The 12,936-nt window shown below is 65.2% G+C and carries 11 protein-coding genes, 2 tRNA genes and 1 pseudogene; 8 read left to right on the forward strand and 6 right to left on the reverse strand.

Annotation, left to right across the window (positions count from 1 at the left end; translation table 11 throughout):
• Positions 1 to 298: 298 nt before the first annotated feature.
• On the reverse strand, positions 299 to 922 hold the full coding sequence (locus AC0CH3_RS16080) for a DNA-3-methyladenine glycosylase family protein (protein ID WP_354303638.1): 624 nt from the start codon (positions 920 to 922) through the stop codon (positions 299 to 301).
• Between the two features lie 60 nt (positions 923 to 982).
• Here AC0CH3_RS16080 and AC0CH3_RS16085 point away from each other — a divergent pair, with 60 nt between their 5' ends.
• A complete protein-coding gene (locus AC0CH3_RS16085; RefSeq protein ID WP_056017257.1) occupies positions 983 to 1,300 on the forward strand; it encodes a 2Fe-2S iron-sulfur cluster-binding protein in 318 nt (105 codons plus the stop codon).
• Positions 1,301 to 1,417: 117 nt separating this feature from the next.
• Here AC0CH3_RS16085 and rlmB read toward each other — a convergent pair whose 3' ends face one another.
• Together rlmB and AC0CH3_RS16095 are read right to left on the reverse strand one after the other, a co-directional pair.
• Positions 1,418 to 2,164: a 23S rRNA (guanosine(2251)-2'-O)-methyltransferase RlmB gene (gene rlmB, locus AC0CH3_RS16090; RefSeq protein ID WP_465238059.1), complete on the reverse strand. Its 747-nt coding sequence runs from the start codon at positions 2,162 to 2,164 to the stop codon at positions 1,418 to 1,420.
• 21 nt (positions 2,165 to 2,185) lie between these two features.
• Positions 2,186 to 3,838, reverse strand: coding sequence for a M20/M25/M40 family metallo-hydrolase (locus tag AC0CH3_RS16095; protein ID WP_465238060.1), 1,653 nt, complete (start codon positions 3,836 to 3,838; stop codon positions 2,186 to 2,188).
• A gap of 130 nt (positions 3,839 to 3,968) precedes the next feature.
• Here AC0CH3_RS16095 and AC0CH3_RS16100 point away from each other — a divergent pair.
• Positions 3,969 to 4,055: transfer RNA gene (locus tag AC0CH3_RS16100), tRNA-Tyr, on the forward strand.
• A gap of 92 nt (positions 4,056 to 4,147) precedes the next feature.
• Here AC0CH3_RS16100 and AC0CH3_RS16105 read toward each other — a convergent pair.
• Complete coding sequence (locus AC0CH3_RS16105) at positions 4,148 to 5,614, reverse strand: hypothetical protein (RefSeq protein WP_354303642.1); 1,467 nt, start codon at positions 5,612 to 5,614, stop codon at positions 4,148 to 4,150.
• 326 nt (positions 5,615 to 5,940) lie between these two features.
• On the opposite strand from AC0CH3_RS16105, the pseudogene AC0CH3_RS16110 reads away from it, so the two are divergent.
• From AC0CH3_RS16110 to mqo, 5 genes and pseudogenes are all read left to right on the forward strand, one after another.
• Positions 5,941 to 6,063: pseudogene (locus tag AC0CH3_RS16110) on the forward strand (sigma factor-like helix-turn-helix DNA-binding protein); the annotation flags it as partial.
• A gap of 63 nt (positions 6,064 to 6,126) precedes the next feature.
• On the forward strand, positions 6,127 to 7,005 hold the full coding sequence (locus AC0CH3_RS16115; protein ID WP_465238074.1) for a hypothetical protein: 879 nt from the start codon (positions 6,127 to 6,129) through the stop codon (positions 7,003 to 7,005).
• Between the two features lie 46 nt (positions 7,006 to 7,051).
• Positions 7,052 to 7,510 (forward strand): hypothetical protein, encoded by a 459-nt coding sequence (locus AC0CH3_RS16120; protein WP_333995148.1) that lies wholly within the window; start codon positions 7,052 to 7,054, stop codon positions 7,508 to 7,510.
• A gap of 20 nt (positions 7,511 to 7,530) precedes the next feature.
• Positions 7,531 to 7,941, forward strand: coding sequence for a winged helix DNA-binding protein (locus AC0CH3_RS16125; protein ID WP_465238061.1), 411 nt, complete (start codon positions 7,531 to 7,533; stop codon positions 7,939 to 7,941).
• A 346-nt stretch (positions 7,942 to 8,287) separates the two neighbouring features.
• Complete coding sequence (gene mqo / locus AC0CH3_RS16130; RefSeq protein WP_354303647.1) at positions 8,288 to 10,024, forward strand: malate dehydrogenase (quinone); 1,737 nt, start codon at positions 8,288 to 8,290, stop codon at positions 10,022 to 10,024.
• A 323-nt stretch (positions 10,025 to 10,347) separates the two neighbouring features.
• Here the strand turns inward: mqo and AC0CH3_RS16135 are convergent, their stop codons facing one another.
• Together AC0CH3_RS16135 and AC0CH3_RS16140 are read right to left on the reverse strand one after the other, a co-directional pair.
• Positions 10,348 to 11,007 carry a hypothetical protein gene (locus tag AC0CH3_RS16135; protein WP_354303649.1) on the reverse strand — a complete coding sequence of 220 codons (660 nt, stop codon included), beginning with the start codon at positions 11,005 to 11,007 and terminating at the stop codon, positions 10,348 to 10,350.
• Positions 11,008 to 11,309: 302 nt separating this feature from the next.
• Positions 11,310 to 11,383: transfer RNA gene (locus tag AC0CH3_RS16140), tRNA-Gly, on the reverse strand.
• 183 nt (positions 11,384 to 11,566) lie between these two features.
• On the opposite strand from AC0CH3_RS16140, the gene AC0CH3_RS16145 reads away from it, so the two are divergent.
• Complete coding sequence (locus AC0CH3_RS16145; protein WP_354303651.1) at positions 11,567 to 12,922, forward strand: methyltransferase family protein; 1,356 nt, start codon at positions 11,567 to 11,569, stop codon at positions 12,920 to 12,922.
• Positions 12,923 to 12,936 lie beyond the last annotated feature (14 nt).

Below are 12,936 nucleotides of genomic sequence, written 5' to 3' on the forward strand. Positions count from 1 at the left end.
GCCGTGGTGTTTGCGGGTGGAGGGGGGCCGGCAGGGGGTGGTGCGCCGGCCTGTTCCCGTCATCCTGACGAAAGTCAGGATCCAGGGTTACGGACGCTGGGCTGTCTGGCTCTGGGTCCTGACTTTCGTCAGGATGACGTGAGGGGTGCGGGCTGTCCTGGTGAGGCGGCGTGGCGCTGGTTCTGCCCCCCCGTCATCCTGACGAAAGTCAGGATCCAGCGCCCCGAACGCCGCGCGGCTTGGCGCCGGGGCAGGACTTTGGTCGGGACGGCGGCGCGCGGGCGTTCACGGGCCGCGCTCAGATCACCTTCATCTCCGCCTGATAGTGATGCCACGCGAAGATCGCCGCCGCGCCGCGGTGCGGGCGCCAGGCCTCGGCGAGTTTGCGGGTCAGTTTTTCGCTGGGGCGCGTGTCGTGGCCGAGGATCCGGCCGACCTCGATCTGGATGGCCAGATCGCCCGCGGGCCAGATGTCGGTGCGGCCCTCGGCGAACAGCAGGTAGATCTCGGCGGACCACCGGCCGATGCCCTTGACGCGCACGAGCGCCGCGATCGCCTCCTCATCGTCCTCGGGCAGGTTGGCGAGATCGAGTCGGCCGCTCGTGACCTCGTCGGCGAGGCTGCGCGCATAGCCGAGCTTCTGCCGCGACAGGCCGGCGCTTCGCAGCGTCTCGTCGCTGGCGGCGGCGATCCGCGCGGGATCGTCGGCGCCCCCGACCACGGTATCGAGCTTGGTCCAGACCGCCTGCGCCGAGGCGACGCTGACCTGTTGTCCGACGATCGTCCGCAACAAGGTGGCAAAGCCGCGTTCGCTGATGCGCGGGGCAGGGTGGCCCTTGTTGGCCACCGCGACGGCGAACGCGGGCTCGATCGCGCACAAGGCCGCCATCGCGTGCTCCAGCTGGTCGGCGTTCAGCCCCATGATGCTTGATCGCGTTGCGCACTGTCGGCATGGGATTGCGAGGATTTTTCGGAGACTGACATGCCCAAGCTTATCGTCGTTACGCGCGAGGGGGAAGAACGTGAGATCATGGGCGATGCGGGGCTTTCGGTGATGGAGGTCATCCGCGACGCCGGGATCGACGAGATCCTCGCCTTGTGCGGCGGCTGCTGCTCGTGCGCCACCTGCCACGTCCATGTCGACCCGGATTTTGCGGCCAAACTCAAGCCGATGAGCGAGGACGAGAACGACCTGCTCGATTCGACCAGCGACCGCGACGAATTCTCGCGGCTGTCGTGCCAGATCGACATGACCGACGCGCTGGACGGGCTGAAGGTGCGGATCGCCGCCGAGGATTGACCCGCCGGTGCCTAGGGAAGGGCGGTCGGGGCGGGGGTTTCTGGCCCCACGCCCCTCACGCTTCCCACCGCTGCGCGGCGGGCCCCTTGCCTCTCCCCCGGGGGGAGAGGGAGAGAGTCAGCGCGTCGTGACCGCGTAGAGCGCGATCGCGGCGGCGTTCGAGACGTTGAGGCTCTCGACCTTTTCCGAGATGGGGAGCTTGGCGAGTTCGTCGCAATGCTCCTCGGTGTTCTTGCGCATGCCTTCGCCCTCGGCGCCGAGCACGATCGCGATGCGCTGCGTCCCCATCGCCTCGGACAGCGTCTGCGTCGCATGGCCGGTGAGGCCGATCCGCCAGAACCCGGCTTCGGCGATCTCCTCGAGCGCGCGGGCGAGGTTCACGACGCGGATCCACGGCACCGTCTCGAGCGCGCCCGACGCGGCGCGCGCGATCGTCCCCGATTCGGGTGGGGCGTTGCGGTCGGGGGTGACGATGCCGAGCGCGTCGAACGCCGCCGCCGAGCGCATGATCGCGCCGACATTGTGCGGATCGGTCACGCCGTCGAGGATGACGAGCGGACGATTGTCGTCCCGGCCATGCTCGAGCAGGTCGGCGAGCCACATGTCCTCGAGCGGCTCGACCTCGATCACCACGCCCTGGTGCGGCGCATCGCCGGGGACGAGCCGCGCGAGGTCCGCGGCCTCGGCAAAGGTCACGGGGACGTTGGCGGGCAATTCGAAGCCTGCCAGCGCCTCACGCGTGCCGAGGATCTTGCGGACCGTGCGCTCGGGGTTGGCGAGCGCCGCGCCCACCGCGTGCTTGCCCCAGAACCGCGGACGTCCCGCGGGGGCCTTGCTCGGCCGATGGCCCTTGCGTGCTGCCATCAGAGCGCTCCTGTCATGCTATCAGTCATCGTCATCGCTATATCCATAAGGGTCGGCCACCACCGGTTTGGTCGGCAGTGGCGTGCGTGGCAGCGCCTTGTCCGCATTCGCCGCGCTGAGCAACACCGATGCGAGCACGATCGACCCCTGGCGCATGTCGTCCGCCTTCAGATGGTCGAAGGTGTCGGCGGACGTGTGGTGGATCCGGCTGTCATAGTCGAGCGGATCCTGAATGAACTGGAAGCCCGGTACGCCGATCTGCTGCATGAAGACGTGATCGGTCCCGCCGGTGGGGCGGACGACGACGGTCGACGCGCCCATCGATGCGAACGGACTGAGCCAGTCGCGGAAGATCGGCACCGCCGCGGGATTGGTCTCCGCATACAGCCCGCGCAACTTGCCCGAGCCGTTGTCGATGTTGAAATAGGCCGCGAGGTCCGCATAGCCCGGCAGCGGCGTGATCGGCCATTTCTGCGAGAAGCCGTAATAGCTCTGCATTCCCGTCTGCGGCGGATCGTTCGGGCCGCCCCGCGTCGCGAGATGCTGCGTCACATAGGCCATGGAGCCGAGAATGCCCTGTTCCTCGCCCGCCCAGAGCGCGAACCGGATCGTGCGCTTCGGCCGGACGCCCGTCGCCGCCAGGATCCGCGCGGCTTCCATGATCATCGCCGAGCCCGCCGCGTTGTCGGCGGCGCCATCGGCGGCGACCCAGCTGTCGAGATGCGCGCCCGCCATCACATAACCCGCCTTCGGGTCGGTCCCGGGGATCTCGGCGATGACGTTATAGGCCTGCGGGTCGCTGTCGTCGAAGCGGACGTCGCTGACGATCTCGAGCGTCGGGGCAGGGCCCGACTTGGCGAGACGCGCAAGCCGACGGTAATCTTCCGCGGCGATCTGCACGCCCGGCAGCGCGGGCGTGTCGCCGACACCGAACAGATAGCCCTCGCCGCTGACCAGCTTGCCGTCGCGATAGGCCATCGTCGCGGTCGCCACCGCGCCTTCGCTCTTCAGGAACGCATCGAGCTTCTTCGCGAAATCGAGACGTTTCAGCCGGCGGTCGGCGGCCTCCGGATCGTAGCGGGGCTGCTGGAAGCGGTCGAGCTTGCCGAGGTCTTCGCCGCTCAGCCGCTTGAAGGCGGGCTCGCCCGGCTCGTCGCCGGTGCCGGGCAGCGTGAGCAGGACGATCTTGCCGCCGAGCTTGCCGCGCCATTTGGCGAAATCGCGTTCGCGCGTCATCGGCGCGACGATGACCGGCGCGGTCAGCGCGGCGCCCGTCGTCCCGGGCGTCCACGCGACCGGGATCGCCGTCAGCTGGACGACGCGCGGCGTGATCATGCGGACGCTCGACCGCTCGATCGACCAGCCGCGGCCGAACGCAAACCCTTCCTTGTGGACGTTCTTGAGGCCCCAGTCGGTGAACTGACGCTGCGTCCATGCCTCCGCGGTGCGCATCGCGGGCGAATTGGTCAGCCGCGGGCCGATCACGTCGGTCAGATGCTGGACGGTCACCATGACCTGGCTGTGATTCGTCCCCTCGTCGATGATCCGGTTGACCGGCACCATGTCCTTGCCAGGCGCCGCGTCCTTGGCCGCGGCGAGGCCGGGCAGCACGATCGACAGACACGTGGCCGTGACGGTGGCAGCGGCAAGCCGGAATAGGTGCGATCGACGCATGAATGTCCCCCTGATGCGTTTTTTTGTCGTGGAAAGGCTATGCGGGCGCGGAAGTTGGCGCAACCCGCGTTGACAGCGCCGACAAGCTTCGCCATTGAGCCGCCTCGCTTGAAACAAGAGCGGCCTATCTGGACAGGTGGCCGAGTGGTTAAAGGCAGCAGACTGTAAATCTGCCCGGGTTTCCCGTACGCTGGTTCGAATCCAGCCCTGTCCACCAAGGCTTCGCGGCCAGACGCCGCAAGCCGCAATTCCCCAGCTCGAAATTGACCAGCGCCGACGCTACCGCATCGCCCGGCTCGCGCACGCGCGCTATGCCTGCCGGGGAGCGCCAGCCTGAGCAGGCGGGGTCAGTCCCGGCAGCGGTCGATAGGGGAGGCGTGCGGGGAGGGTGCGAAGCGCCGATCCCGCGCGGTTGCGCAGTGCCAGCGCCGCGCCGGTGAGCAACCCGAAATCGAGACCCGGGTCGGGCGACGAGGCGGCAATGCCGAGCGGGATGACGCATAGGATGGCGGCCCAGGCGGCGGCGACACCGACCGACGAATCCTCGTCGGCGACGGGTGTGTAGGTCGACGAGGCGAGCGGGCGGAGCACGCGGTAGAGATGCGTCAGGAACAGGCTCAGCCCGATCACGCCCGAGGACCCCAGGATCGCGGTGAACAGCCCCGACGAGCGCAGGCTGCCCGGCCCGACGCCCAGCCCTCCCGACACCTGGAACGCCTCGACGCTCTTGCGCGCCCAGAAGGCGCGTTGCAGCCCCGATGTCGACGTCGATTTGCCGACCGTCATATGTTCGAGCATGTCGCCAAACCCTTCGGCGAAATGGGGCACCGCGACCATCGCGCCGATCGAGCCGATCAGCCCCGCCAGTCCGGCGGCGGCGAGCACGCCCATCTTCGACGACGAGATCAGCGTCGGCGACAGGATCAGCCGTATGACGAGGACGACCGAGAAGGCCGTCAGGCCGATATAGGCCGACGACGAGGTGCTGATCAGCAAAACCACGAACATCGTCAGCGCGAGCGGGCCCGTCCGGCGGGGCTGGACGTCGCGCAGCCAGCATTCGAAGATGAAGCAGAACCATGTGAAGGTGTAGGCGGCATAGGCCGATGCCTCGGGAAACAGCCCGGTGACCCGGACATAGCCTTTGAATTCATGGTTGAGCTGCGCATAGGCGCCGTTGCGAAACAGTTCGAACACCGGGCGCAGGAACGTCGGTGCGTCGCTCGGCCCCGCCAGCACGCTCAATATGCCGATGGCGAGGTTGATCCAGCCGATGACGATCGCCCCTTTGACAAGGAGCCGTGCGTTTCCCGGGCGGGAGAACAGCACATGCGCGACCATCGCGGCGACCATCGTGCCGATCAGATAGATCGACGTGGTTATGTTCTGCATCGAGGGGGCGAGCTGTACCGTGTCGTAGAGCCCGCGCAGCTTGATCCCGCGCAGGCTCGGAAGGTCGGCCGCATGATAGAAGATCCGCGGCGCCAGCGCGGCCATGACCACGCCATAGAACGTGAACGCGACCAGCGGCCAGTTATGCAGCAATGCCGGTATGTTATCGCGCTGAAATGCCGGCGGGGACATCAGCAGCCGTATCGTGGTGAGTGCCAGGACGAAGTGAACCGGGGTGATCGACGACGATGAGAGATACATAGCCGCCGAGCCGTTCATCGGGCCGCACAGCAGCATGAGGATGAACATTGCCTCGAGGCCGCCACCAAGGATGATCGGAATGCTGACCAGTATGATGAACATGCCGATGAAGGTCAGTTCCATGCGCCTAGTCTTTCCCACAGAGGAATGAGCGTGACTTCATTCCGGACCTATCCTGATCAGATGTCGATGTAGACGGCGGAAAGCGAGAATAGGCAAGCCGTAGTGCCGGGTGAACTTGTGTTTTTTGTACATTCGGGTCTGTGAAAACAGAGGCATTGGCGCTGCCACCACGCACGCTGCGAGCGCGGGAATGCGCCGTCTGGCTGGGATTTCTGGCAGCGCGCGCGTTGAACGATCGCGCATTTTAGCGGTGCGGCCGCCGCGCGCAGCATCGCGCGCGCCATCAAACAGGTGTGCACGTCGCGGTTTATGCCTAACATGGCGGCATGCCGACGCGTCGCATCGATCACCTCACCGAAGCGCAGAAAACCTGCCTCCGACTCGTTCTCAAGCATCATAGCTCCAAAGAGATTGCGGTGATCCTCGGGGTCTCGCCGTCGGCGATCGACAAGCGGATCGAGCGGGCGATCCAGATCCTGCGCGTCGGATCGCGATTCGAGGCCGCGCGCGCCTTGCAGCAGCACGAGGAGAGCGCGGACATCGCGGCTGAACCGCCGCCGATTGCATCCGCTTTGGACGGGGATCCGCGCGACGGCGATGAGCCCGCGGCGTCGCGCGAGGCGACCGGATCGACTGCTCCCACGCCTGGCATCGAGCTTTCGGTACAAGACGTGCCGATCCAGCCGCGTCCGACGTACGAACGGCTGCCATCCGAGCCATTCGACCTTCCCCGAACCGACACAAATCGATCAGGAATGGATCAGATCGAGCCATGGGGGCTCGTTCGCCGCTTCATGGGAACGATGCCCGTGAGCGGTCCGGGAGGAACGGCGCGTAACCGTCTGTCCAAGGGGGACAGGCTGATCCGCCTGATCGGGATCATGGCGTTGCTGGCGGTCACCACGGTGGCGCTGCTCACCATGACGACGACGGTGACCAGCCTGTTCCGTCAGTTCCGCGGTGATGCCGGGTCTCGCAAACTGGTCGAGCGATCGGCCTTTTGGGGTGGGGAAGCAGGAATGTTGAAGCAACGCCGGCAGGCGACCGATACCGTCACACGGGACTTCTTGCGCGCAGAGGCGGCGGTCGACGAGGCCGCGCTGCTTGCCAGCACGTGCGTGGCGACGCTGCTGCAGCAACGCGTCGCCGCCAATCTTCCGGTTGCGACGGGAAGCGCCGCGCTGCAACTGGTGTCCGATGCGGCGTCGGATATCATCAAGGCCCGCCAGCGCTTCGTCGACGCGCATCGGGCGCTGGTCGGGGTTCGCACCGAAATCGGATTGGCCGCCTATTACGGCTATGGCGACGAGGGAGAATGTCCGCCGAACGACGGGGCACTCCGCTCCGGTGTCGAGGCGTTCCCGCCCGTACGCATCGTCGCCGCGGCCTGATGCCCGCGGTGATCCCGCAAGCGGCGGTGGTCGGTTGAACCGATAGGTGGAACGCGTCTGGATCTTCAACGCCCTCCAGGTGGCGGTCACGGTCTATGCGGTCTGGCGCGGTGGCGCGCCGGAACGGCTGGTCGGTGTCGCGCTGCTCGTGGCGGCGATGGCGACGCGCATGTTTCACCTCATGGGCGCGACGATGTTCGTCGATGTCGAGATCGGCATCATGACCGTCGACCTCGTGCTGCTGGGCGTGATGATCGCGATCACGCTCACCGCCGATCGGTTCTGGCCGGCCTGGGTCACCGCGCTCCACGCGTTGGGGACGGGAGCCCATCTCGCCAAGGCCATCAATCCAGACGTGATCCGGCTGGCCTATGCCGTGATGTCGGTCGTCTGGAGCTATCCCATTTTGATTTTGCTCATCGTCGGCACGCTTCGTCATTCCAGGCGGATCCGGTCGCAAGGCAGGGATCTGGACTGGAGTCGCCAGGACCCGACGATGCGCTGACAAGGCAGTCGAGACATACGATGTCCTATGCAATTCCCTTCGTCCGGCCGGTGAACGGCCTTCGCCTGGTTCCCGTGGCCAGACCGTCCGACACACCCGAAGGCGTCGTCGCGGTGGCCACGCGGCTGTACGCGCTGCGGCGGCAGCGCGATCAGACGCTGGGCGTGTCGCTGTTTTCCGAGCCCGCCTGGGATATCCTGCTCGATCTGTTCATCTCGCATCATGCGGGGCGGCAGCTGAGCGTGTCCGCGGTGTGCATCGGTGCCTGCGCGCCACCCGCGACGGCGCTCCGCTATCTCGCGATCCTGCAGGAGGCGGGTCTGGTGATCCGCACGCGCGACGAAAGCGATGGGCGACGCTCGCATATCCATCTGTCCGCGACGGGGCGTCAGCGCATGACCGAATTGCTGATGGACCTGCCGTCGCGCTGACGATCGCGGCGCACGACAGCGGGTCGCGCGCGCGGCCAAGACCGCGCCGATGCGGTCAGGATAAGCAGGGCTTTTCATGCCTTTCCGGGGCCGCCATCTTGTCGGCGGACGCCCGGGGTGCCATGTAGGGGCTGGAAACGGTGCGCGCTGAACCGCGCATGATAGCCCAATAAACGAAGCAGACTCTGGTGAGGACTTCGAGCAGCGCGAGCGCTCGGGTGATCGCCCTGTGCGTCTTCCGGCATCCGTTGCACACCCAAACGACAGTCCGGTTTCCGGGTTTCCTGCCAGGTTTTTGCCCATCGGCGAAACCGGCGTGGCCGGGCGGCAACGAAGAGGTTTTTCTGTGCGACTTGGATCGAACGACGACGGCATCTCCCCGCAGCCGGGTAACGATACTTCCAGCGACGCGGCCAATCCCGCCGGGGGCGTGACGCGCCGCAATTTGCTCGGCTCGGCGATCGTCGCGGGGACGGCATCGGTCCTGCCCGCGGTCCAGGCCGAGGCCGCCACCGCGACGCGCAACGTCGACGTGCTGCTGATCGGAGGCGGGATCATGAGCGCCACGCTCGCGGTGCTGCTGCGCGAACTCGAGCCGAGCTGGACGATCGAACTCGTCGAACGGCTCGACAAGGTGGCAGAGGAGAGCTCGGGCGGCTGGAACAACGCGGGCACCGGGCATTCCGCGCTGTGCGAGCTCAACTACACGCCGGTCAACGCCGCCGACGGCAAGGTCGAGATCGCCAAGGCGGTCGAGATCAACGAACAGTTCCAGGTCACGCGCCAGTTCCTGAGCCACCAGGTCGAGGCCGGGATGCTTGGCAACCCGCGGTCGTTCATCAACTCGACGCCGCACATGAACCTGGTGTGGGGCGATGCGAACGTCGCGTTCCTGCGCAAGCGCTGGGAAGCGCTCGGCGCCAGCCCGCTGTTCTCGGGGATGGAATTCTCGACCGATCGCGCCGAGATCGCGCGCTGGGTGCCGCTGATGATGCAGGGGCGCGACCCGTCGGTGAAGCTCGCGGCGACGCGATCGCCGCTGGGGACCGATTGCGATTGGGGCGCGGTCACCCGCCAATATATCGCCGCGCTCGACAAGCAGGATAAATTCACGCTGACGACGGGGCATGAGGTCCGCTCGCTCGAGCGCAATCCCAAGGGCGGCTGGCAGGTCACCGCGCGCAACATGAAGAGCGACGACAAGCAGATCATCAACGCGCGCTTCGTCTTCGGCGGCGCGGGTGGCGGTGCGCTGCCGATCCTGCAGAAGTCGGGGATCCCCGAAGCGGACGATTATGCGGGCTTCCCCGTCGGCGGTTCGTTCCTCGTCGCGGACAATCCCGCGATCGCGCATCGGCATCTCGCCAAGGTGTACGGCAAGGCCGCGGTCGGGTCGCCGCCGATGTCGGTGCCGCACCTCGACACGCGCTATCTCGACGGCAAGCAGGCGCTGCTGTTCGGGCCGTTCGCGACCTTCTCGACCAAGTTCCTCAAGCAGGGATCCTATTTCGACCTTCCCGCATCGGTGACGATCGACAATTTCCGCCCGATGGTCGCGGTCGGCTGGGACGATTTCGCGCTCGTCGAATATCTGGCGGGGCAGCTGATCATGTCGGATTCGGACCGGATGGACGCGCTGCGCGAATATTTCCCCGGTGCCAAGGATGGCGATTGGCGGCTGTGGCAGGCGGGCCAGCGCGTGCAGATCATCAAGCGCGACCCCGAAAAGGGCGGCGTCCTCAAGCTCGGCACCGAGATCGTCGCGTCGAAGGACGGCTCGATCGCGGCGTTGCTGGGGGCATCGCCGGGGGCATCGACCGCGCCGTCGATCATGCTCGACCTGTTGAAGAAGGTGTTCCCGAACCGGCTGTCGAGCGCGGGCTGGCAGGCCAAGATCCGGGAGATCGTGCCGAGCTACGGCATCAAGCTGAACGAGCATCCCGAACTGCTCGCGGAGCATTGGGACCGCACCGCTGCAACGTTGCAGCTCGCGGTCAAGTCACCCGCGGTCCACATCGCGACGACGCCCCGCCCCGCCGCGGCACGCGTCAAGGTCGACCGCAGCCCCGACCTCGCGCTTTGACCGGTCGGCACGCCCTCCAAAGGGGGGGGCGTGCCGGGAATTGCGAGTGCGGAACGACCATGGTTGGGGCCACGCACGTCGCGGCGAGCACCATGCCGCCGGCCGATATGCGGTATCGAGAGTGTCGGGATCAAAAGGAAAGCGTTGCGGGTAACGGGAATGGTTCGTTAACGGACGGTCGAAAACGCCCACACCCGGACGTTCCGGTGAACAATTCGCGGTCTCGAAAACGGACATCTGTTCATCACAATGGTGTCAAAATGAGTGATGACATGATGAAAAGTCAAAACTCGTGCATTAAGCTCGAGTACTATGCATGAAACTCATCCTGCATAAGCGAAGTATATCTTACCTCGTCTTGGATCAATGACCGTTACACCTCCACCGCGTTGGTAGGAGTATAATGAGCCTGGATTCTGTATTGCGTAGTTCATTTCGGCATCCCGTCCTTTCTCGATAGGTATCGAAAAACCGTACTTGTCGAGATATTCGACGAGATTTGCTTTGTGACCGCGCGGTTCGGAAGTGCTGTCATACTGGTGCCAGCTATTATGAGCTCCGCTATCATCAACCGGCGTTGGATGCCACTTTGCTAAGCCACCTGGGAGCGTAGCTCCAAGATGCTGTCCTTGTTTTCGAGCCCAATCGGCGCTTCCGCTCGTCATTCGGTAGACGATAAACCCGGTCTCATTGTCTCCCGGCATGCCAATGCCCCAGGATTTTTCGAGCCGATACTCAATCCATGAGACATGCAGTGGCTCAGGAACTTGGGACAACACCAAACGGATTTCAAAGGCCTTGAAGGCCAAATACGGTGAACTGATTGCCAAAGCGCCGGCTAAAACGATCGCTATCCTCTCACCGGGATGCTCGTTGCCCGCATTAACCCACCTCGCGCGGAGCCACCGATACAAAAAGTACAGCCCGAGAACCGGTATGGCCAAGAGAAGCAAAAGACAGAGAAGAATAACAATTCCGGCCATGGCTCGCTCCCGTGCCCTGCCGAGCTAAACGACTAAGGCTAACAAGTCGTGACTCGCATCGATTAGGGCTTAGCGGTTTCGCCCTCCCCTGGCCTTTGTTGCTTCTCATGCAAAATCCACAAATTTTGCATCAACCGAGAAAAGGCAGGAAGCTACGGCATCGGCCGATGCCAAAAAGCTGACGCATTCGGAAGCCATTTCACTGGTCAGTTTCCCAAGGTTCGGCTTCAAAAGCGGTCGATCCGCTTTACACCAAAAGCGGACATCAGTCCGATGAGTTGCTTTTATAGGAGGGAAAGCGTTGGAGCGGGTAACGGGAATCGAACCCGTGTATTCAGCTTGGAAGGCTGCTGTACTACCATTGTACTATACCCGCACGACGTTGAAAAACCGGGGTTCTTCAGTCGGGGCCCGCGTCCATTCCGATACGCATTTCGTTGGAATTCCAACGTCGGAACGAGGCGGGCCTCGCGCTCTTATTCAAACGCGTGGCGCGGTGCAAGTCGGGCCGGGCGGGATGTTTCATGGCTTGCTTACCAAAATCGGGTAACCCGGCGGCATGTCCGACGTTTCCCTGCCCGTCCAAGCCCCCATGCCGGCGTCGCAGCACCGCGGGGCGGATCCGCGTCCGGCGTCTGCGGTAAGCCATGGCGCGGGGCTGGCCGGGCTCGTCGGCGTGCTCGTCTGGGTCGGATGCGCGCGGACGTGGGGAATGGACGGGCCCTATGCGGCGCTGGTCGACCTTGTGGCGTGCGGCGTGCCGATGGTGCTGTGGTCGCTGATCGTCGACAAGGTGCACCGGCGTCCCAGTACGGGGATCGACTGGTCGCTGGCGCGGCCGTGGCGCGAGACGATCGACCTCAGCCTGACCAAGCTCGCCGCATTCTGGGCGACCTGGGGTGCGATCGCGGTGATCTACGGGACCGGCCGGTTCTACTGGGAGGGCAATTTCGCCTTCGCGATGTGGTGCTTCACCAATGTCGCGCCGATCCTCCTCGTCGCCTCTGTCCCCTATGTGATCTGGCTCGACCGGTATCTCGTCGAGCCCAAGGACGGCGCCTGGTCGCTTGGCGCGTGGCTGACGGGGCAGGCGGGCGTCGACCAGCGAGCGATCCACAATCACCTGCGCAGCTGGGGCGTGAAGGCGTTCTTTCTCGCGTTCATGCTCGCGATCGTGCCCGGGGGGTTCGGCGAGTTCATCCGCGGCGACGTGCCGGTGCTGATGCGCGATCCGGTCGCGCTCGCCAAATGGCTGATCACCTTCATGTTCCTGATCGACGTCGCGTTCGCGACGGTCGGCTATGTCCTGACGCTGCGTCCGCTCGATTCGCACATCCGCAGCGCCAATCCGTTCGCGGCCGCGTGGATGGCGGCGCTGATGTGCTATCCGCCGATCATCCTGATGAGCGACGGCGGGCCGCTGGACTATCATCCGGGCACGCGCGAATGGGATTACTGGTTTCAGTACCATCCGGTGCTGCTCGCGCTGGTCGGTGCCGCGCTGGTGGCGCTGACCGCGATCTATGCCTGGGCGACGATGGCGTTCGGACTGCGCTTTTCCAACCTCACCAACCGCGGGATCCTGACGCACGGGCCCTATGCCTGGTCGCGGCATCCGGCGTATCTGTCGAAGAACCTGTTCTGGTGGCTGTCGACAATGCCCGTTCTGACGATGGGAACGCCCGTCGATGCGATGCGCGCGACGCTGATCCTGGCGGCGGTCAGCGGCGTCTATTACTGGCGCGCGCGGACCGAGGAGCGTCATCTGGGGCTCGATCCCGACTATCAGGCGTACAGCGCCTGGATGACGCGGAACGGACCCGTGCCGCGGGTTTTCGCGTGGATCTCCGGGAAGCAGCAGGGAGACGGGGACGCGGCTGCCGCCGCCGCGGGACGGGATGGCGGCGAGCTGTAAGCCTTTGTGGCACC

The organism is Sphingomonas sp. AC449, assembly GCF_979253475.1.